Here is a 19,595-nt window from a genome sequence, read left to right on the forward strand (position 1 = left end):
AAAACACCTACCCCACCGCCACATCCGCAGCGCCAACCAACGCCTCACGGTCCACCCGTGCCCTCATAGCCGGCACCACTACCTCCACAACAGTGAACCCACACGGCACCTGCGCGGCTACCTCAGCCAACTCCCCCGGGGTACTCGCACGCACAAACCGAGCACCATGCGCCCTCGCCAACGCCTCCACCGACGTACCAATAGGCGTAGCAAACAACCGCACAAACCCCTGCGGATCTTCACCCCGCACATCCGAAGACCCATACTCCAACGTGTCAAAAATCGCGCCACCATCATCATTAACCACCAGCACCGTCAGATCCGGACACCGCTCCAACGGCCCCACCGACAAGCCAGCGCTGTCATGCACAAACGTCAAATCCCCCACCAACGCAAACGTAGCCCGATCATCAGCCAACGCCATCCCAGCAGCCGTCGAGACACACCCATCAATCCCCGCCAAACCACGACTAGCAACCGTCTCCACATCACTCCTACCCGACCCCACAAAAGCCACATCACGCACAGTTGAAGACGAGCCACAAAACAACCGAGCTCCCCGCGGCAACGCACCCAACACACACGCCGCAACAGCAGGACCACTAGGCCACGTCCCCGGAATTACCTGCTCAACAGCACCCGAAACCGCCACCCCAGCCTCACACCAACGCCGCCCAAAATCATGCGCAGCCGCCACAAAATCCTCCGACAACACCGGCGCCATCAACGACAACGCACCCACCGAATACACCGAACTCACCACATGAGAAGGATCAGGCCACACCGGATCAGCCGAAACCGCCACCGCACAACCCGACCGACGCACCAACGCACCCACCGCACGCGACAACGTCAACCGCCCCACCACAACCACCCGATCAGGCACATTCGCCGCTACCGCAGCAAACCCCGTCTCAGCAACCAACGGCCCATGCGGCACCACCACACCCTCAGCACCCTGCCCAAACGGTCCAGCCAACACCGGATGCCCCCGCAACGCAGCCCACTGAAAAGCCCGCTGACGCACATCACCAGAAACATCCCCCACCACCACAAGCGTCCGCGCCACCTCCGGCAACGCATCCCCACCAACCAACGACGCTGGCTCACACACCGTCCACGCCGACCCACCAGGACGCCCCTGCAGCTCCTGTGGCAACCCATCGCCTACCAATGGACGCACACCAGCCTCCGGCGCCAACGGATCACGCAAAGAAACATTCACATGCACCGGCCCCGGCACACCACCCACAGCACCCATCGCTGCCGCAACCGTGCGATCCATGCACGTACGCCAATACGGCATCGGTGAGGCCCCCTGCACCGGCGCCTCCAAATCCAACGCAAGCCGCACCGACCCACCAAAAATCCCTGGCTGATGCGTCGTCTGATTCGCCCTCGTCGGACGTAACTCATGCGGACGATCCGCCGTCACCACAACCAACGGCACCCGCGCCTCATGCGACTCCAATACCGCCGGGTGCAAATTCGCCACCGCTGTACCCGAGGTCGTCACCACCACCGCAGGCATCCCCGTGGCCTTACCTAAACCCAAAGCACAAAACGCCGCCGAACGCTCATCAGTGCGCACATGCAGCTCCAACAGCCCAGCACGCTCAGCATCAAGAACCGCATACGCCAACGGAGCTGACCGCGACCCCGGAGACAACACCACATGCCGCACCCCGGCCCGCACTAACTCATCGACCAAGACCACTGCGAAAAGCTGCGCGACTGTTGTCATTGCGAAGCTCCACAACCAGCACCCACCGCATGGGTCCCTACAGCAACCGGCAAACGCCCCGCCGCTGGCTTATGCCCCACCAGCACCTCAACCAACGCCCGCATTACTGCCGGAGTCCGACCAAAAGTAGCCAAAGTCGCTCCCTGTTCCCGAGCAAGCGCATACGGCACATCCAATGCCACCGTCACCGCATCCGGGGTCGGCGGTGTCACTTTAGCCACCAAATGCGGCTTCTTCTCTTCCGCCGCTCGGTAAACCACCGAATCAATCAAACGCACCGCAGTCCCAGACCCCACAGCCAACCCTGCAGCCTTCGCGCTCTCAGCCAACAACGCACGATCACTAGCAGTGCCCCCAGAGATCACAATGCCACCTTTGACCAGCGGAGCACCGCACTTACCACCAAGCTGCGTGATCGCAGCAGCCGCCGCAGCATCAGCAACCTCTTTACCCGCACCAGGCTGCGTTGGCCCCTGGGTGGCACGCACTGGCGCATGACGCAGCGTCGCTACCATCCGAGCCGCCGCGTCCACCAGGCGAGAGCGGTCTAACGCTCCGGACTCCACCGCCTTCACCAAACCTTCAACAGCTGCCTTGGGATTCGAGGGCATCAACAACACATCCGCCCCTGCCCATACCGAACGCACCGCGGCAGCACTGGAATCAACACCGATCGCGCCCATCTCCAACGCGTCAGTGACCACCAGGCCCCGAAACCCCAGCTCTTGGCGCAGCAAGCCTGACAACACCGGGCGACTCATCGTGGAGGGCGTTGTGCCATCGACCGCATCCAGCACGATATGGGCCGTCATCACCCCCGGCACGCCAGCATCGACCAACTCCTGGAAAGGCAGAAAGTCCCGGTCGCGCAGCACGGACATCGGCATCCGCTGCCGCACTCGACCTTGATGCGTATCTGCTGGAACACTCCCATGACCAGGGAAATGTTTCGCCACCGCTACTACGCCACCATCGGCATACCCCTGAGCTAAACCAGCCACAATCTCAGCAGCCAGCTTCGAGTCAGAAGAAGCAGAACGCACCCCAATGGTTGGATCCTGCTCACCTGAAGTCACATCAGCATCTGGTGCCAACACCACTGTGAATCCCAGGCCAGCCAACTCTGTTGCCGACGAAGCCCCCACGCGCTGCGCCAATTTTGTGTCACGTGCAGCACCGAGCCCCATCACCGCCCCAAACCTCGTCAGCGGATCCCCCACCCGCGTAACTGGGCCACCTTCCTGATCGACAGCGATGAATGCAGGCCATTGGCGATCACTTTGCACGGCAGCGCTAATGCGTTTGTTGGCTTCGGTGATGTTCTGCACCACTTTGGCTTTATCGGCCGGAGTGTGTTCAGCGAAATGCACCATTCCGCCGTACCCCATTTCACGCACTAACCGAGCAGCCTCTGCCGAGTCGTTTGGGCGCCTGGGCACCACGATCTGTGCAGCCAGGCGCCGCGTCGGCAACTTTTCGACATCGGTGCGTGCTTGGGCCATCTCTGCACTTGTGGGAAGACCAGACAGTTGTGACTTGCTTGAGTCGGGTTGTCCTGTGGTCACCGCTTCTTTCACTTCGCCGCTACCCGCGCACGCTCCGCACATTCCCACGAGCACGGCAGCCGCAGCTGCGAGAACACGTCGCGGAGCCCGCATCAGACACGCACCTGTGGAACGTCAATCGGCAGCGAGGAGTCACCTGGGATATCAAGGGTGCTGGGTGCCACGCCACGTTCGACCATCGCTGCACCCAACGCGGCGATCATCACACCGTTATCGGTACACAAGCGTGGGCGGGGCACGCGCAGCGAGATTCCTGCCTCGGCGCATCGTTTTTCCGCCAGTGCTCGCAGTCGGCTATTTGCTGCCGCTCCGCCACCGATGAGCAGGTGTTTGACGTCGTGTTCTTTGCAGGCCAGGACAGCTTTGCGGGTAAGAACATCGGTCACGGCTTCCTGGAAGCTGGCTGCGACGTCGGCGACCGGAACACTCTCGCCAGCGGCAACTTTGGCCTCCACCCACCTAGCCACAGCTGTTTTCACTCCCGAGAAGGAGAAGTCGTAGCGGTGGCGCTGCATGTCCCGTCCGCTGGTGAGTCCTCGTGGGAAGGCAATTGCTGTGCCATCACCTTCTTGCGCGGCTTTGTCGACGTGCGGCCCACCGGGGAATCCAAGGCCGAGTAGACGCGCAACTTTGTCGAATGCTTCACCTGCGGCGTCATCAACGGTTTGTCCGAGCTGGACGATGTCGCTTGTGATGTCTTTGACGTGCAGGATGTTGCTGTGTCCGCCTGAGACCAGCAGCGCCATCATCGGTTCGGGAAGGGGGCCGTGCTCGACGACGTCTACGGCCACGTGACCGGCCAGGTGGTTAACGCCGTACAGCGGCTTGTTCACGGCAACAGCGAGGGCTTTGGCTGCTGCCAATCCGATAAGCATGGCGCCGGCCAGACCGGGGCCAGCGGTCACGGCGATAGCATCGAGGTCGCTCAGACGTACGCCGGATTTTTCGCAGGCTCTGGCGATGGTTGGGGCCATTGCTTCCAGGTGGGCGCGGGCGGCGACTTCAGGTACAACCCCGCCGTAGCGGGCATGCTGATCGACGCTGCTGGCGACCTCATCGGCGAGTAGTTCTCCGCCGCGCACGATCCCGACGCCGGTCTCGTCGCAGGAGGTTTCGATTCCCAGAACTAGGGGTGCGCTGCTCATGCGGTCTCCTTCTGACCTGCCCTTTCGGGCGAGGTGGATAGGGAGCGGCGCATGATGAGGGCGTCTGCTCCCTTGTAATAGTTCGGTCGGGTGGAGATGGTCGTGAAATCCCATCGCGTGTAGAGGCCGATAGCGACGTCGTTGTCTGACCGGACTTCGAGGATCATGTGTGTGGCTGTGGTAGCGGTGGCGGTGTGCACCATCCAGGACATGAGTTGAGTGGCGATTCCGGTGCCTCGGGCGTGGGGGGAGGTGGTGATGGTCATGATGTCGGCATTGTCACGGCCAAGGTCCAGCCCTGCGTATCCACAGATGAGGTCGGGGTCATCTTTAGGGGTGGCGATAGCGTAGGCGCGTTGTGGTCTGGCGGCGAGTTCGCCCCACCATGATGATTCCGACCAGGCATCTTTGCCGTACACCTGGCTTTCTAACGTGGTGAGTTGGGGAATGTCTCGGTGGTGTACGGGGCGTAGAACGGTTGTGTTCACTCGCGGGGCTCGCTGGCAGTGGCGGGGACCAGAGGTGCGGTGGCGTTGGCTTTGGCGTCGGGGCGGCGCAGGTAGAGGGGTTGTGCGCGATTGTGGGTGGGGAGGGTCCCGGCATCGTGGTGGGCGTAGGCGAGGTCGAGTAGGTCGCGTGCGTCGACGTCGAGTGGGCCGATGCCGTGGGGGAAGAAGTCGGGGAACAGTTGTGGTCCGCGCCCAACAGTGGGCAGGGCGCGGAGGTGTTGGGGTAGGTCGGCGGGTTTGGTGACGGCGGGTTCGCTAGTGCGGGTGAGGCTGGTGGCCAGTGTTGGGTTTTCGTTGGTGGTGCCGGCCCAGTGGTAGGTCGCCCAGTAGACCTCTTTACGGCGGGCGTCGGAGGCGACGAGCAAGTCGCTGTTGGCCTCTAGTGCGCCGTGGCGGATGGCTGCGGCGGCGAGTGCGTCGAGGCTGCATAGGCCGACGTATTGGGCGTTGGTGGCCAAGGCGATGGTTTCGGCGGTGACTAGGCCGACGCGAAGTCCGGTGAAGGGGCCTGGTCCTTCACCGGCGATGACGTGGGTCAGGTCGCTGGGGGTGCGTCCTGCTTCGGTGAATAGTTCTGATATTTGGGGCGATAGCCATTCGGCGTGACCGCGACTGTCGGTTCTGGTGCGTAGGTATGTGTGCTCTCCGTCGCGGAGGGCGGCGGTGATCGCGGATGTGGAGGTGTCGATAGCCAGAGCAAGCACCTAACCAGGGTAGATCAGTCGGTGGATCGCTCGAAGATTTGGGTTGTTGTCCATCGGGTGCCGACGGGGTGGATGCAGATGGTGCGGGGGTCCAGATCGGTGTGTTCGGCGTGGGGTTCGGTGGCGCCGACGGCTCGGTTGAGTTCGATGATGAGGTAGTCCGAGGAAAGCCCTTCGGCGATGCCTGCTCCCCATTCGATGACGGTGACGGAGGTGTCCATGTCGGCGTCGAGGTCGAGGTCGTCGAGTTCGGCGTGGTCGCCCAGGCGGTAGGCGTCGACGTGGATGAGGTCGGGGCCGTTGGTGAGGCTGGGGTGGACTAGGGAGATGGCGTAGGTCGGTGAGGCGATGGGTCCGCGTACGCCTAGTCCTTCGCCGAGTCCTTGGGTGAAGGTTGTTTTTCCTGCGCCGAGTTCTCCAACGAGCAGGATGAGGTCGCCGGGGCGTAGGTGGGTGGCTAGTTCGCGGGCGAAGTTTCGGGTGTCTTCGGCGGTGGGCAGGGTGTGGGTGAGCTCCATGAGGCGTGGTCCTTCCGTGGTGGTGTGTTGGGTGCAGCCTATGCAGCTTGGTGTGGGTGTGTCGTTCCCTGGGGGTGTTAGTTGGGGCGGCGTAGGAGGGCGGCGATGGTGGTGGGGAGGGTTTCAGCGACGTGGAGTGCGCGGATGGGGCCGCCTGGGTTGGTGTCGTGGGCGGCGACTCCGTGGACGAGGGCGGCGAGGGATCCTGCGTCGAGGGGGTCTAGGCCTGCGGCGAGGAGTGTCCCTGCGATTCCGGCGAGGACGTCGCCGGCGCCGGCGGTGGCGAGCCAGGCGGGTGCGTTGGTTTGGGTGCGGATAGGCAGGTTGTCGGTGGGGGGTACGACTAGGGTTCGGTTGCCTTTGAGTAGGACGGTGGCGTGGAGGAGTTCTGCGGCGCGGCGGGCGTGGCTCACAGGGGCGTTTTCGACGTCTTCTCTGCTGGTGGGGGCGCTGGGGTCGAGGCGGGTGAGGAGGCGTGCGAGTTCGCCGGCGTGGGGGGTGATGAGGGTGCGTGCTCCGGCGTGGGGTCGGGGGCCGGTGAGTAGGTCGAGCCCGCCAGCGTCGATGACGGCGGGTTCGTTGGAGTCGAGGGCTTGACGGGCGTGAGTGAGGTGGGTGTGGCCGGTTTCGTCGTCGTCGGCGGGGTGGGGGTCTAGGCCGGGGCCGATCACCCATGCTTGGACTTTTCCGGGGCCGTGTACTGCTTCGGGGATGTGTGCGCGGATGAGGTTGGTGGGGGTTTGGGGGCCGATGTAGCGGACCATTCCGGCGCCGGTGTTGACTGCGGCTGTGACGGTGAGGATTGCTGCTCCGGTATAGTTTTCGCCTCCGGCGATGATGCCAACGACGCCGCGGGAGTATTTGTCGTCGCGGGGTCCGGGGGTGGGCCACATGTGGCTTACGTCATCGAAGGTGAGGCGTTCGGCCATGGGGGTGGCCGGGCCGTCGGTGAGGAGGGCGTCGATGTGGTCTTCGTTTTCGTTGGCGAGTTCGCCGTCGGTTCCCAGTCCGAGTAGTCCGTATTCGTCGATGCCGATGTCGATGATGGTGAGCAGTCCGGTGGCGTTTTCGCCGGCGAGCAGGTGGGTTCCTTTGACGAGGGAGAAGGTGACGGTTTCGTCGGCCCACACGCAGTTGTCGGTTTCGGTTTCGCCGGCTGGGTCAGTGCCGCTGGCGACGTCGACGGCGATGAGGTAGGCGTCGTCGGGGATGGCGTTGACGAGGGTCCAGGCGGCAGGTGGTGGGGTGTTTTCGTCGTGGTGGGATAGGTCGAGGCGTCCTCCGATGCCGAAGAGCCCATCGACGATGATGTCGGCGGTGGCGATCATGTGGACGGCTGCGGTCAGGCCTTCGTCGGTGCTGGCGTCGAGGGGGGTTAGTCCGGCGTCGTGGATGGCTTGGAGCGCTGAGGGGTGTGCCTGACCGGTGAGCAGGACGGGCACGATGTCGGCGACGTGGGTTTGGGTTGGGTCGGTTTCTTCCAGGCGAGTGGTGTGGAAGTGGCGTAGGAAGGCTGCGGCGAAGAGGGCGTCGCCGCCGTTTCCACCTGGTCCGGCCAGGACGATCATGCGTACGTCTTCGCCGGGGCTGATGTGTTGGGCTATTTCGTCGGTGCGGGTTGCCAGGACGTTAGCCAGGCCGTGGGCGGCTCGGTTCATGAGTTCGTCATCGGGGAGGAATTTTTTCGCGGCTTCTTCAGCTGCGCGGACTCGTTCGACGGACCATGCCTGCATCACCATGGGCATAACCCTAAAGGACGGTTTTTCGCCGTATCTAAAGCAACGCCGAATCCTGTGCGTTGCTGTATCTGCTCTATGAGCAAAGGTTTTCGACCCGTGCAGCTTCAAGCTTTCTTCACGAGAGACCATTCAGCTTCATCAAAAACAAAGGAATCTGCATCATTACTAGATGGAATCTGAAATGCTATCCACCCATCGATATCACCTCCAGGCTTAAGATCAACAGTTGAAGGAAGAGATGGCCCAGACGTGATATCTGTCATCACCTCAGAACTGTAGGGTTGACCTCGATTGCTATAAATTTTAGCTCCTATCCAGCTTATATTGTTATAAGTTTTTTTACCAGTATTTTTAATACTTACATGAACGGCAACCAACTTATTTCCTGAATCCGGCTGCATGTACGAATCCTTCGATTTTGCTTGAGGCTCGAATTTATCCACTGTAATTACAGCTGACCCGGCTCCAGAAAATTCTTCTAGCTGTATTGACTTCCCCAGATCTTCCACGGTTCTAGATGAGGCCCTAATTCCGACACTCCGCAACCCTGAGTTAGTGAAGGCCACAGGGGCAGGCACGTCGACATTCCCAGCAGAACTCATCGCCGCATCAACCGCAATAACCATTGCAACCCATATGACACATATAGCCGCAGCAAGAGTAGATAAGACAAGACCAACTGCAGCGCTCCCGAAGTTTGAAGCCTTACCTTTAAAGACTCGGACTATCCCAACGATCGCACACAGAATACCTATAAGAGCAAGAGGGAAAGACAAAAGCCCGAAAAGCGGAATAAAGCTAGCGATAAAAGTATTTATCCCCAAAACAAGAACAGAAGTGCCGAAGCCATTTTCGACTTCTCCAGTTCTGCGCACCACACTAGTTCCCATTGCCCTACCGCCCATCCATGAAATCAATGTCATCCTGACCGTTTTTTCATGGATCGACCGAAGAGACTTTCTTATGAGAGGAAAATAAAAGTGTGGCCCGGTTGACGGTGAGGTCTGTACCGGGCCACACAGGTGGTGTCAGGATTCGGCGATTACGAAGGCGGTAGCGATGCCGGCATCGTGTGACAAAGACACGTGGAATCGGGTTACTCCCAGTGCCTCGGCTCGCTGACGAACTGTGCCTGAGATGTGCAGTTCGGGTGGTTTGCCGACGGCGCGTGGAGCCCACGCATCGAGCCATGACATGTCGCCGGGGGTCAGTAGTGCCTTGGCGACTGCTTCTTTCATCGCGAATCGGGCAGCTAGCGAGGCGATTGGGAGTTCTTTTTCTGCTGGGGCGAAAACACGGTCACGTAAACCGGGTGTGCGCTCCAGCGTTGCCTGTAGCCGTTCGATACCGCATACGTCTACACCGATACCGACAATCACGTCACTACTCGACGGTGACGCTCTTGGCGAGGTTGCGGGGCTGGTCTACATCGAGGCCTTTGGAGGTTGCCAGTTCGCACGCGAACACCTGCAAGGGCAAGATAGTCAGCATCGGAGATAGCAGCGGCGATGTGGCTGGCACCCGGATGATCTCGTCGGCGAATGGTGCTACCGCTTCGTCACCAGCTTCAGCGATGACCAGGGTGCGGGCGCCGCGGGCGCGGATCTCTTGGATGTTGGAGACCACTTTGTCGTGCAGGTTGTGCGGTGTGCTGGGGCTGGGCACAACGATGAACACTGGCTGGCCTGGCTCGATCAGCGCAATGGGGCCGTGCTTGAGTTCACCTGCGGCGAATCCTTCGGCGTGGATGTAGGCGATTTCTTTGAGTTTGAGGGCACCTTCAAGAGCGATCGGGTAACCCACGTTACGGCCAAGGAAAAGCACCGAGCGGGTGTCTGCCATGAAGCGGGCGATCTCGCGTACTCGGTCCATGTCGGCCAAGACTTCGCTGATCTTGGCGGGGATTTCTTCGAGTTCGCGCATCACCTTTTTGACTGATTCGCCGTGGCCGCGTTCCTGAGCCAGGTAGAGGCCCAGTAGGTAGCAGGCTGCGATCTGGGAGGTGAAGGCTTTGGTGGAGGCGACAGCAACTTCGGGGCCAGCGTGCGTGTAGAGCGCGGCATCAGATTCGCGGGGAATGGTGGCGCCGTAGGTGTTGCAGATAGAGACGGTGAGTGCGCCCAGTTCGCGGGCGTGTTTGACCGCCATGAGAGTGTCCATTGTTTCGCCGGACTGGCTGATGGACACCACGAGTGTGTGTTCGTCGATGATGGGTTCGCTGTACCGGAATTCGTGGGCTAGTTCCACGGCGACGGGGATACGGGTCCAATGCTCGATTGCGTATTTGGCGGTGAGGCCGGAGTAGAAAGCGGTACCGCAAGCCACGATGACGACACGGTCCACGGCTGCGAGTTTTTCGGCAGCGACGTGCATTTCGTCCAGGGTGAGGGCGCCGTGCTCGTCGGTGCGGCCGCGCAGGGTGTCGGCGATGGCGCGTGGCTGCTCTTCGATTTCTTTGAGCATGTAGGAGTCGTAGCCACCTTTTTCGGCTTGGGCTGCGTCCCACGTGACTTCGAAGCGTTTACCTTCGGCGGGCTGTCCGGTGAAGTCGATGACCTCGACCTTCTCTGGGGTGATGGTGACGATCTGGTCTTGGTCAACTTCCATTGCGAGCTTTGTGTGGCCCACGAAGGCAGCGACGTCAGAGCCGAGGAAGTTTTCGCCCTCGCCCAGACCGATCACTAGTGGAGAGTTGCGGCGGGCTGCGACGATCACGCCAGGGACGTCAGCATGCTCAGCCAGCAGGGTGAATGCACCTTCTAGACGGTTGACGACCTGTTGCATCGCGGCGGTGAGGTTGCGGGTGTTCTCGTAGGCGCGGGCCAGGAGGTGCGCGGCGACCTCTGTGTCCGTTTCGGAGGCGAACTCGACACCTTCTTCGAGAAGTTCAGCTTTAAGGGAGTGGAAGTTCTCAATGATGCCGTTGTGGATGAGGGCGAGTTTTCCCTCTTTGCCACCCAGGTGGGGGTGGGCGTTTTCGTCGGTGGGAGCCCCGTGGGTCGCCCACCGTGTATGCCCGATCGCCGTCGCAGAGGGAGGCAATGGGCTAGTTTCCAGTTCGGCCCGCAGGTTGGCGAGCTTTCCTGCTTTCTTCGCGGAGCTGATCACACCGTCGGTGACGAATGCCACTCCAGCCGAGTCGTATCCGCGGTACTCGAGTCGGGCGAGTCCTTCCAAAACGACGTCGAGAGCTTTGCCATCAACGTCACGGCCCACGTAGCCAACGATTCCACACATAGGGTCCAGCGTAGAGTGCGGGGGCGCCCACTGTTCGCAGGTCCATGATGTGCCTCGTGATCACCTCGCCAGTGGTTCACCACTTTGGTGGTGAAGAATGTTCGGGTGTCAACGCAAGTACCTGGCTCCAGGCCTGTCCCTTCCCCTTTCGTGGAAATCGCACGCGAGGACTGGGCACGCCTGTCGAGTACGTATTCCCTAGGCAGCCTCACTGATGAGGATGTGCGGCGTCTTCGTGGTGTCGGTGACCGGTTGGATCTGACTGAAGTCGAAGAGATCTACCTACCGTTGTCGCGGCTGCTCAGTTTCTACGCCGAGGGAGCTGGAAACCTTCACCGAATCATGCAGGGGTTCCTCGGCCACAAGCCGGCACGCAACCCGTTCGTGATCGGTGTGGCTGGTTCTGTTGCTGTAGGCAAGTCAACGACAGCGCGGATTCTGCGCGAGTTGTTGTCACGGTGGCCGAGCACACCCAATGTCGAGCTGGTCACCACCGATGGGTTTTTGTACCCCAACGCGGTTCTACAAGAAAAAGGACTCATGGACCGTAAGGGCTTCCCTGAGTCATACGATCAGGCCGCTCTCGTTCATTTCCTTGACCAGGTGAAGTCGGGGGTAGAGACGGTACGCGCCCCGGTTTATTCGCACCTGACTTACGACATCGTGGCGGACACCCATGTAGAAGTGCACCGCCCAGATGTTCTCATCGTGGAGGGCCTTAATGTTCTGGCCCCACCAACAGCAGAAACACGTGTGGTGGTCTCTGACTATTTCGATTTCTCCTTGTACGTAGACGCAGAGATCCCGCATTTGAAGAGCTGGTACATCAACCGTTTCTTACGGCTTCGCGACACAGCATTCACCGACCCTGATTCCTTCTTCCGCCGGTACGCCAACCTGTCTAACGCTGAAGCGATTGCCACAGCTGGGTCGATCTGGGACAGCATCAACGAACCAAATCTGCGCGAAAACGTTCTGGGCACCCGCGAGCGCGCAACCCTCATCCTTACCAAAGGCGCTGACCACAAGGTGGAGCGGGTCCGGCTGCGCAAACTTTAGGTGTCTGCACGCTGCAGTCACAGTGGTTTCGGAGGTGTGCTGGCCCCGTTGCGAGCGCGTGTCCGCGGCGGTGGTTACCCGACTTTTTGGCTTTGTTCGATGTGGGCGTGACGGTGTTGACCGGCTAGGCGGGCACGAAGGTTAGCGGGCAGGGGAAGAACACCGCGGGCGCGCATGCGCAGCACCAGTGCGGCAACGAGGGTGACCGCGATGGTGATAGACCCGTTGCCCAGGGCTGAATCGAAAGCGGCGTACACGCCGAGGACGGCGATCACCCACATCGCGACGGTGTAGGTGCGTTCGCTGAACGGGACTAGGCCGAGCAGCACGAACACGGGGATCATGTACCAGGCGTGGACGACCGAGCCGCAGGCAACGAAGATGACGAATGCGGTGACGACGGACAAGGTTGGGCGGCGGGGGGCCAGCCACAGCGTGGTCCAGATCAGCCCGATCGCCATGATGGCCATGCCGCAGGCGCGTGCAGTGTCGAGTGGTATTTGGGCTGTTTCTGCCGAACTTCCCAGGCCGAGCATGATGATCTGCCCGATGCTGCCAACGACGGTCGAAGGCGACAGGATTGATCGGGCCATGAGCGGCACTGACAGGCTCTCGACCCATCCCCATCCCAGGCCACACACGAAAGTGATGAGAGCGAACAAACCAATCGAGGCGGTGCCCACAGCAGCGGCAACGCGAATGTATTCGACCATGCCTGGTGTACCTGGGTCATGGGGGGCGCCCCGCACTGGGCCGGTAGGTTCGTGGCGGTTTGCTTCGATGGCGGCGCGTTCCTCGCAGCTGGGTGTTCCGTCAGAGATTTCACGGATACGTCGCGCCACTACTGCCCGACGGGCCAGGTATCCAGCCAACGCGACCATGGCGAGCAAGGCTGTCTGTTTATACCCGGCGGCCGCAGCGATCGTGAATGAGGAGAACCAGAACCGCCCATCAAATGCCAGCAGCATCGCGGCCACGATCAACGCGATCGCCATCGCGTCATTGTGGGCGCCTCCCACCAGATGAATGAGGATGAGCGGGTTGGCGATGCCGATCCATCTGGCTGGCTCAACCGAGACTCCTACTCGCTCGGTCATGCGCGGCAGCAGCGCCGCGATCAACGCCATTGACATGAACGCGGGAACACGCATCGCGACCGCAGCGAAATAGGCGTTGTCAAAAGAAAGCTCTACAACAAGTTGCTGGGTGCGTAGCGCTAGCGGACCGTAGGGCGCTGAGGTGAACAGCCACATCGGGTCAACCTGGTCAGCGAATGGCCCAGGAACAGAGATGGGGCCAGTGCTGTACGGGTCCATCCCTCGTGAGACCAACAACCCTTGCGCCGCATACGAATACGCATCCCTGCTGAACAGCGGCGGCGCCACCAGCATCGGCAAAGACCACAGCCACCAGGTAGCTCGCGGCACCCCACCACGCACACCGTGACGCCCCGGGCGCATCGCCACCCACGCCAACAGCAGTGACGCCATCCCCAGCAGGACAGCCGCGGCGGCGACCGCGCGGCCCACACCGGTCTGCAACAGCCCCAAACCGATGAAATACGGCAACTCAGAATCTGGTGGCAGTGACGCTGGCGTGAACGATCCCACCACGATAAGAACCGACCCGAAAAGCCCCAGCCACACGGCGGGCACCGCGAACGCAGCCCGCGCATCGCTGACGAGGGCGCGCATGCTGCCACGCACCCGCATCCTCATTCCTCGACGAGGCTGCTGCCTCTGCCCGTGGGCTTGAGTGGTTTGGCCCTGGCTCAACGGTTCGTTCTTGGTCACCTGCAGATTCCCCCCACGTCCTGGCCGGGACGTTACGCCCCGAACCGGCGCTCGCGTTCGGCGTAAGAACGCAGTGCGCGCAGAAAATCGACTCGTCGGAAGTCGGGCCAGTACGCCTCACAGAAATAGAACTCGCTGTGGGTGCTTTGCCAGAGCAGAAACCCGCTGACTCGTTGTTCGCCAGAGGTGCGGATAACGAGGTCTGGGTCGGGTTGGCCTGTGGTGTACAAGTGGTCGGCGATGTCTTCGGCCGAGACAGTTTGGGCGACGTCGTCGATCGTTCGTCCTTGTTCTGCTGCCTCTTTGAGCAGCGAACGAACTGCATCGGAAATTTCACGTTTACCGCCGTAGCCAACAGCAACGTTGACGAACATGCCCTCCACGTTGTCGGTGCGAGCAGCTGCGGTAGACAAGCGTTCCACGGTGGCTGGTGGCAGTACGTCTTTAGCGCCGACGATTTTGATGCGCCACCGCCCTGAATCAGCCAGCGTGTCTACGGCGTCTTCGATGATCCCCAGCAATGGTTCCAGCTCTTCTGGGGAGCGATTCAGGTTGTCTGTGGATAGCAGCCATAAAGTCACGATCTCCACGCCAGCTTCTTCGCTCCACCGCAAAAACGGCGCGATGTTTTCAGCTCCGGCGCGGTGCCCGATGAAAGCTTCGGCGCCTTTAGCGCGGGCCCAGCGGCGATTACCGTCGAGCATTACCCCCACGTGTCTGGGCACCGTGGCGTGAGCGAGCTCACGCAACAGTCGTTTCTCGTACAAGCCGTACAGAAATGACGACAATCCCATCTCAACCTCGTGACTCTCGAGGACACCTTGTTGACGGTTTCACCGGGATCGCCCGTCCTTACTCGGCTGACTCTGCTCGGCAGCCATGTCTGAACCGTTTCCGTCCGTGTCCGCAGATGTCTTCGTCGTGACAGTGATAGCAGATTGCTGGGTGTCCTCTTCGAAGACCGCGTGATCAGCGTTGCGCAGATGCTTCAGCATGCTGCGCATCAAAACCCACAAAGCCACAGACATCAGGAACAGCGCAAAGAACCCGCCCAGCCCGGCGGAGATGGATTGATTGGCGCCCTGCATCAGCGCTCCTTCACATCGTCGATGAGAGGAGCCGACGGGCGGCGCGAGGAGTCAGAGCCCATCGCGTCAGCCTGCGCCGGTTCCGGAAGCCCAGCGAATACATCGTCCTCAACCGCTGGAAGCACCGTGGTGTGAACGTATGAGATCGCCATTTCGAAATCTTCCCACGGCCACACCTCCCGCTCGATCTCTTGCGGTATCCCGAACCAAAAACCGTCAGGGTCGACCTGGGTGGCATGGGCGCGGAGGGCTTCATCACGGGCATCGAACCAGTCAGCAACGGGAACCCGGGTGGTGACGGCGCGGAACGCATCATCACCACGAGCGGCTCGCATTTCTATCCATTCCTCGAACGGCGACTGACCTGTGCGTTCTTTCATCGCCGTGTGCAAGGCCTGCAACCGATCCATACTCAGGGTTTGGTTGTAGTACAGCTTCAGCGGCTGCCACGGCTGCCCTGCCTGCGGGAACTGTTCTGGATCCCCTGCGGCGCGGAACGCAGCCACTGACACATCGTGAGTACGCACATGGTCCGGGTGCGGGTAGCCACCGTTCTCGTCATAGGTGGTCATCACGTGCGGGCGATGCTGCCGAATCAACCGCACCAGCGCCTCCACACACACCTGCATAGGCATGGTGGCAAAGCACCCTTGCGGCAGCGGAGGCAACGGGTCACCTTCAGGCAGACCTGAGTCAACAAACCCAAGCCAGGCATGATCGACTCCTAATGCTTCTTGTGCTTTTGCCATCTCGGTGCGCCGCAACCCCACCAGGTCACGTTCCACCTCGGGGTCACCTTGTAGTCGAGGGTTAAGCACCGACCCTCTCTCACCACCAGTACATGAGACAACCAGCACATTCGCGCCCTCATGGACATACATGGCCGTGGCTGCGGCGCCTTTACTCGACTCGTCATCGGGGTGAGCATGTACCGCCATCAGCCGATAGCCGTGCCGGTCGCCCGTCGATCCTGTCCTAGCGTTCGATCCCATCCGATTGCCCGCCTGCCTTACGTACTTGGTCATATTCCCACCCGTGACAGCGTGAACACCCACGCCACCTGGCCACACATGCATCGCCGCACCGTGATAGTGCCCAACGTCACACGAACCATCATTATCCGCCACTTGGCATGCGTTCACCCGCGGCCCGCCGGGGCCAGGGGACACTAGGCTGAGCATGTGGCAGAACAACCCGACTCCTCCCTGGCAGCACACACACGTGAGGCAAACGACGCCGCCGAGGCAGAAGCCGAACATGGCCGCTCCATCGGCCAGTACTGGAAGTCGATCTCCCCTACCCGACGGAAAGTGGTAGCCGGGGCGGCAGCTGCTGTTGTTGTGGGATCTGCTGTCGCAACATGGTTCGGGCTAGCAGCCTCCACCGACTGGCCACTACAGCGCGACTTGGCTTATGACGTTCACGACGCTAGTTCTGTCACCGTCCGGTTTGAGGTCACAAAACCACCAGAAATGACCGCGGTGTGTGAAGTCGTGGCCCAGGAAGTAGGCAAGGCCGTAGTCGGGCGCGAAAACGTCACCATCCCCGCAGCTAAAGAACGCACCACGCAACACCAAACCACCGTACGAACCACCACCACCGCAGTCATCGGTTTGGTTAAAACCTGCCGCCCAGCCGACCGATAACTACGCCCCTTTTCCCACACGTGAACTGGACAAAATATCTCGATTCCGAAACAGTACTCGTCTATACTTGCTGTCTCGACGCCCACCGAGGGTGTCTCGGGCCGCACGACGAAGCCGACGCAGCACTGCAGTAACAGGCATCACCCAAACGGCCCTATGCCCTTCCGAACCTGGCGCCTCCCGACGCGTCCGGGCGTACGCGCCGGTCGATATCGACGCCACGGATGACAGGCCCCGCCTCACACCGGGGACGGCATCACAGACCACTCTCGGAAGGGCGTTTTCGCACACGAAGGTCCCGCACCGCGCAGCCACGGCACTGCCGAACAAGCCTGGGCGGGCCCTGACCCAGAACGTCCACCAATGCACACCGATCGCACAGCGATCGACGACCACAGCGGCACCGGCCCCGCCGATACCGCGCACGAGGAGTATTCGTGTCCGACATCAACCAGTCTTCGTCTCCGTTCCTCACACAGGACGCCTACGACCGTCTCCAGGCGGAGCTGGAAGAGCTCTCCACGACAGGCCGTTCCGAAATCTCCAAGCGGATCGAAGCCGCCCGCGACGAAGGCGACCTGAAAGAAAACGGCGGCTACCACGCGGCTAAAGAAGAGCAGGGCAAGATGGAAGCCCGCATCCGCCAGCTCACCTCCCTTCTCGAAAACGCCACGGTCGGAGCTCCCCCAGCCGACGACGGCATCGTCGAACCCGGCATGATCGTTGTCGTTGACATGTTCGGCGACGAGGTGGAGTTCCTCCTAGGCAACCGCGAAATCGCAGACTCCGCCCTGGAATACGACGTCTACTCCGACCGCTCCCCCCTCGGAGCAGCCATCATCGGCAAGAAGGTCGGCGACGAAGCCTCCTACACCGCCCCCAACGGCAAAGAAATCTCTGTCAAGATCCTCAAAGCCACCCCATTCACCGGCTGACCAAGTACCCCCTAGTGAGGGGCTGTCCCGGCGCCGAACAAGGCCACCGAGACAGCCCCTCACTCTTTCCCACCCAAAAACATTCAGTGACAACAACCCGGGGCACCTCTTTTGCCCACCGCACCTACATGGCAGACTCCCTGCATGTTCGAGTCTTTCTTCGCCCGTCCAGTGACTGTCGTCTCTGCTGAACACGCCCTACCCGGACGCACCAGCCCACTGCCTGACATCCCCGAACACAACGTAGTCACCGGCACCTCGATGTATACCTTCCCCGACGGAACCGAAGTGATCTACCTAGCAATGGGGTGTTTCTGGGGCGTAGAACGAATCTTCTGGAAACTCCCCGGAGTCATCACCACAGCTGTCGGGTACGCCGGAGGCTACACACCCAACCCCACCTACGAAGAAACCTGCACTGGCCGCACCGGCCATACAGAAACAGTCCTCGTGGCCTACGACCCCACAGCCACAACACCGATAGAACTCCTCACGGTGTTCTGGGAAAACCACAACCCCACCACCGCCAACCGACAAGGCAACGACGTCGGAACCCAATATCGATCCGCCATCTACTGGACCACCGAAGATCAATGCGACGCCGCTCTACGCACCCGCGCAGCCTTCCAGCACGAGCTAGACCGCGCAAACGCCGGCCTAGCCACCACCGAAATCCGCCCCTTTGCTCCCAGCAACGACAACGCCCCCGCACCTATCGACGACCCCCACGACTACCCACCCACCGGTTTCGAAGGCCCAGCAGGCCCCTTCTACTACGCCGAGGAATACCACCAGCAGTACCTGCACAAAAACCCCGCGGGCTACTGCAACCACGGCCCCAACGGATTCACCTGCCGCGTCGAAAACTAAACCCCACCACCATCCGTGAGGGGGCAGCCAAACTACTGGCTACCCCCTCACTCAACACAAAAGCCCTCAGCGAGAAACCGGCAACGCCTCGTGCTCAATCCCCCAGTCCTTCACCGCCTGCGCCTCAGCAGCCCAATCCTGAGACCCAGGCACCTCCCCCACCTCCAAATGCGCCGCGCGATCTGGAACCACCGCGAACAAATAATGCGGAGTCTGCTGCTTACGAGCACGCGCATTCATCAAAAACCGGAACGGAAGCAACACCGCCGCACGCACCACCCCACGGATCCCCGGCACAAAATCCTTCCCCAACCCAAACACGAACTCCCGCCCGTGATAAGGCACCACCCCCTGACTGATCAAACACAACTCGTGATCCAAAAAACGATTCCGGAACGGCCGCATCGCCAACTCGTGAATATCCCGATCAGCACGCAACACCCCCACCCGCGCCGCAAACGTGCTGGTCGTTGACATCACGTTCACCCACAAGTCCTCCCCCACCTGCTCATCCGGCTGAGCCTTCCACCCACGCGGCATCGCATACCTAGCCCGCGCAGCCGCATCCGTTGCCACCGGCGGGCGCTTACCCGTCAACGCAAACGACGACACCTTCGGCAACTCCTCTGCCGCTCGCGCCAACACAACAAACGCATCCTGCGTCAACAGGTAGTCATCCTCAATAAAAGCGATCACATCCCCATCGGACAGCGCCAACCGGTCCGGCAAATCCAATGCAAACCGGTAACTGCCCAACAACCCCACCGGACCACCATCAGTGAACATCACCCGCCCATGGCGCTCCATCACCGCCAACCGCGGCTGAGGAATAGGCCCATCGTTAGCGAACACGACCTCAACATCCACACCCGCGTCCCGCGCGAACGCCGCAGCCCGCACAAACGAAGCAACCACCACATCCTTACTGAAATAGCTCGGACGCTCCTTATCGTTCTCGCCGCCATATGACCGCAGAACCAGGCATAACCTCATCGAAAGCTCCCTTACGCACACGCCCTCGTCCATCCGATAAGCGCCAGTCA

19 protein-coding genes are annotated in these 19,595 nt (G+C 61.1%); 4 read left to right on the forward strand and 15 right to left on the reverse strand.

What is annotated here, in order from left to right; all coding sequences use genetic code 11:
* Positions 1 to 7: 7 nt before the first annotated feature.
* The 10 genes from menD to glmS all read right to left on the reverse strand — a co-directional run bounded on the left by menD (position 8) and on the right by glmS (position 11,161).
* Complete coding sequence (gene menD / locus CKV89_RS10320; protein ID WP_084440861.1) at positions 8 to 1,744, reverse strand: 2-succinyl-5-enolpyruvyl-6-hydroxy-3-cyclohexene-1-carboxylic-acid synthase; 1,737 nt, start codon at positions 1,742 to 1,744, stop codon at positions 8 to 10.
* On the reverse strand, positions 1,741 to 3,402 hold the full coding sequence (locus CKV89_RS10325; RefSeq protein WP_051277176.1) for a glycoside hydrolase family 3 protein: 1,662 nt from the start codon (positions 3,400 to 3,402) through the stop codon (positions 1,741 to 1,743). Before CKV89_RS10325 ends, menD begins: the two co-directional genes overlap by 4 nt.
* A complete protein-coding gene (tsaD, locus tag CKV89_RS10330) occupies positions 3,402 to 4,454 on the reverse strand; it encodes a tRNA (adenosine(37)-N6)-threonylcarbamoyltransferase complex transferase subunit TsaD (RefSeq protein WP_028326603.1) in 1,053 nt (350 codons plus the stop codon). Before tsaD ends, CKV89_RS10325 begins: the two co-directional genes overlap by 1 nt.
* The gene (locus tag CKV89_RS10335) at positions 4,451 to 4,942 is read right to left on the reverse strand and encodes a GNAT family N-acetyltransferase (RefSeq protein ID WP_034400423.1); all 492 of its coding nucleotides are present in this window, start codon (positions 4,940 to 4,942) and stop codon (positions 4,451 to 4,453) included. The genes tsaD and CKV89_RS10335 overlap by 4 nt, the downstream gene beginning before the upstream one ends.
* Entirely contained in the window at positions 4,939 to 5,667 is a 729-nt protein-coding gene (gene tsaB, locus CKV89_RS10340; protein ID WP_028326605.1) for a tRNA (adenosine(37)-N6)-threonylcarbamoyltransferase complex dimerization subunit type 1 TsaB, read from the reverse strand. The genes CKV89_RS10335 and tsaB overlap by 4 nt, the downstream gene beginning before the upstream one ends.
* Positions 5,668 to 5,681: 14 nt before the next feature.
* A complete protein-coding gene (tsaE, locus tag CKV89_RS10345) occupies positions 5,682 to 6,185 on the reverse strand; it encodes a tRNA (adenosine(37)-N6)-threonylcarbamoyltransferase complex ATPase subunit type 1 TsaE (protein WP_028326606.1) in 504 nt (167 codons plus the stop codon).
* Positions 6,186 to 6,262: 77 nt separating this feature from the next.
* The gene (locus tag CKV89_RS10350; RefSeq protein WP_051277177.1) at positions 6,263 to 7,924 is read right to left on the reverse strand and encodes an NAD(P)H-hydrate dehydratase; all 1,662 of its coding nucleotides are present in this window, start codon (positions 7,922 to 7,924) and stop codon (positions 6,263 to 6,265) included.
* Positions 7,925 to 8,028: 104 nt separating this feature from the next.
* On the reverse strand, positions 8,029 to 8,847 hold the full coding sequence (locus CKV89_RS10355; protein ID WP_084440862.1) for a DUF4352 domain-containing protein: 819 nt from the start codon (positions 8,845 to 8,847) through the stop codon (positions 8,029 to 8,031).
* 105 nt (positions 8,848 to 8,952) lie between these two features.
* Positions 8,953 to 9,303 carry a holo-ACP synthase gene (locus CKV89_RS10360; RefSeq protein WP_028326608.1) on the reverse strand — a complete coding sequence of 117 codons (351 nt, stop codon included), beginning with the start codon at positions 9,301 to 9,303 and terminating at the stop codon, positions 8,953 to 8,955.
* A 4-nt stretch (positions 9,304 to 9,307) separates the two neighbouring features.
* Positions 9,308 to 11,161, reverse strand: a complete 1,854-nt coding sequence (gene glmS, locus CKV89_RS10365) for a glutamine--fructose-6-phosphate transaminase (isomerizing) (RefSeq protein WP_028326609.1) — start codon at positions 11,159 to 11,161, stop codon at positions 9,308 to 9,310.
* 150 nt (positions 11,162 to 11,311) lie between these two features.
* Here glmS and coaA point away from each other — a divergent pair, with 150 nt between their 5' ends.
* Positions 11,312 to 12,220, forward strand: a complete 909-nt coding sequence (gene coaA / locus CKV89_RS10370; protein WP_324603340.1) for a type I pantothenate kinase — start codon at positions 11,312 to 11,314, stop codon at positions 12,218 to 12,220.
* Positions 12,221 to 12,294: 74 nt separating this feature from the next.
* Here the strand turns inward: coaA and mptB are convergent, their stop codons facing one another.
* Genes mptB through mca form a run of 4 tightly spaced genes read right to left on the reverse strand, consistent with a single transcriptional unit; the run spans position 12,295 to position 16,039 of the window.
* Positions 12,295 to 14,013, reverse strand: a complete 1,719-nt coding sequence (gene mptB / locus CKV89_RS10375) for a polyprenol phosphomannose-dependent alpha 1,6 mannosyltransferase MptB (protein WP_154657571.1) — start codon at positions 14,011 to 14,013, stop codon at positions 12,295 to 12,297.
* 32 nt (positions 14,014 to 14,045) lie between these two features.
* Entirely contained in the window at positions 14,046 to 14,807 is a 762-nt protein-coding gene (locus CKV89_RS10380) for an isoprenyl transferase (RefSeq protein WP_028326611.1), read from the reverse strand.
* Between the two features lie 39 nt (positions 14,808 to 14,846).
* Positions 14,847 to 15,101: a hypothetical protein gene (locus CKV89_RS10385; RefSeq protein ID WP_028326612.1), complete on the reverse strand. Its 255-nt coding sequence runs from the start codon at positions 15,099 to 15,101 to the stop codon at positions 14,847 to 14,849.
* Entirely contained in the window at positions 15,101 to 16,039 is a 939-nt protein-coding gene (mca, locus tag CKV89_RS10390) for a mycothiol conjugate amidase Mca (RefSeq protein WP_028326613.1), read from the reverse strand. The genes CKV89_RS10385 and mca overlap by 1 nt, the downstream gene beginning before the upstream one ends.
* A 243-nt stretch (positions 16,040 to 16,282) precedes the next feature.
* Here mca and CKV89_RS10395 point away from each other — a divergent pair, with 243 nt between their 5' ends.
* The 3 genes from CKV89_RS10395 (at position 16,283) to msrA (ending at position 18,552) form a co-directional block, all read left to right on the forward strand.
* Positions 16,283 to 16,747, forward strand: coding sequence for a DUF4307 domain-containing protein (locus tag CKV89_RS10395; RefSeq protein ID WP_028326614.1), 465 nt, complete (start codon positions 16,283 to 16,285; stop codon positions 16,745 to 16,747).
* A 437-nt stretch (positions 16,748 to 17,184) separates the two neighbouring features.
* Complete coding sequence (gene greA, locus CKV89_RS10400; protein WP_028326615.1) at positions 17,185 to 17,682, forward strand: transcription elongation factor GreA; 498 nt, start codon at positions 17,185 to 17,187, stop codon at positions 17,680 to 17,682.
* A gap of 144 nt (positions 17,683 to 17,826) precedes the next feature.
* Positions 17,827 to 18,552, forward strand: a complete 726-nt coding sequence (gene msrA / locus CKV89_RS10405) for a peptide-methionine (S)-S-oxide reductase MsrA (RefSeq protein WP_034400424.1) — start codon at positions 17,827 to 17,829, stop codon at positions 18,550 to 18,552.
* Between the two features lie 66 nt (positions 18,553 to 18,618).
* Here msrA and CKV89_RS10410 read toward each other — a convergent pair whose 3' ends face one another.
* Positions 18,619 to 19,545, reverse strand: a complete 927-nt coding sequence (locus CKV89_RS10410) for a hypothetical protein (protein ID WP_154657572.1) — start codon at positions 19,543 to 19,545, stop codon at positions 18,619 to 18,621.
* Positions 19,546 to 19,595: the final 50 nt, after the last annotated feature.

Source organism: Dermatophilus congolensis (assembly GCF_900187045.1).
Lineage (GTDB): Bacteria > Actinomycetota > Actinomycetes > Actinomycetales > Dermatophilaceae > Dermatophilus > Dermatophilus congolensis.

Excerpts from the sequence above, each read along its gene's own strand:
- menD (WP_084440861.1), bottom strand. The coding sequence starts at position 1,744 with ATGACAACAGTCGCGCAGCTTTTCGCAGTGGTCTTGGTCGATGAGTTA.
- CKV89_RS10325 (WP_051277176.1), bottom strand. The coding sequence starts at position 3,402 with ATGCGGGCTCCGCGACGTGTTCTCGCAGCTGCGGCTGCCGTGCTCGTG.
- tsaD (WP_028326603.1), bottom strand. The coding sequence starts at position 4,454 with ATGAGCAGCGCACCCCTAGTTCTGGGAATCGAAACCTCCTGCGACGAG.
- tsaE (WP_028326606.1), bottom strand. The coding sequence starts at position 6,185 with ATGGAGCTCACCCACACCCTGCCCACCGCCGAAGACACCCGAAACTTC.
- CKV89_RS10350 (WP_051277177.1), bottom strand. The coding sequence starts at position 7,924 with ATGGTGATGCAGGCATGGTCCGTCGAACGAGTCCGCGCAGCTGAAGAA.
- CKV89_RS10355 (WP_084440862.1), bottom strand. The coding sequence starts at position 8,847 with ATGACATTGATTTCATGGATGGGCGGTAGGGCAATGGGAACTAGTGTG.
- glmS (WP_028326609.1), bottom strand. The coding sequence starts at position 11,161 with ATGTGTGGAATCGTTGGCTACGTGGGCCGTGACGTTGATGGCAAAGCT.
- CKV89_RS10380 (WP_028326611.1), bottom strand. The coding sequence starts at position 14,807 with ATGGGATTGTCGTCATTTCTGTACGGCTTGTACGAGAAACGACTGTTG.
- CKV89_RS10385 (WP_028326612.1), bottom strand. The coding sequence starts at position 15,101 with ATGCAGGGCGCCAATCAATCCATCTCCGCCGGGCTGGGCGGGTTCTTT.
- mca (WP_028326613.1), bottom strand. The coding sequence starts at position 16,039 with ATGGCGGTACATGCTCACCCCGATGACGAGTCGAGTAAAGGCGCCGCA.
- msrA (WP_034400424.1), top strand. The coding sequence starts at position 17,827 with ATGTTCGAGTCTTTCTTCGCCCGTCCAGTGACTGTCGTCTCTGCTGAA.
- CKV89_RS10410 (WP_154657572.1), bottom strand. The coding sequence starts at position 19,545 with ATGAGGTTATGCCTGGTTCTGCGGTCATATGGCGGCGAGAACGATAAG.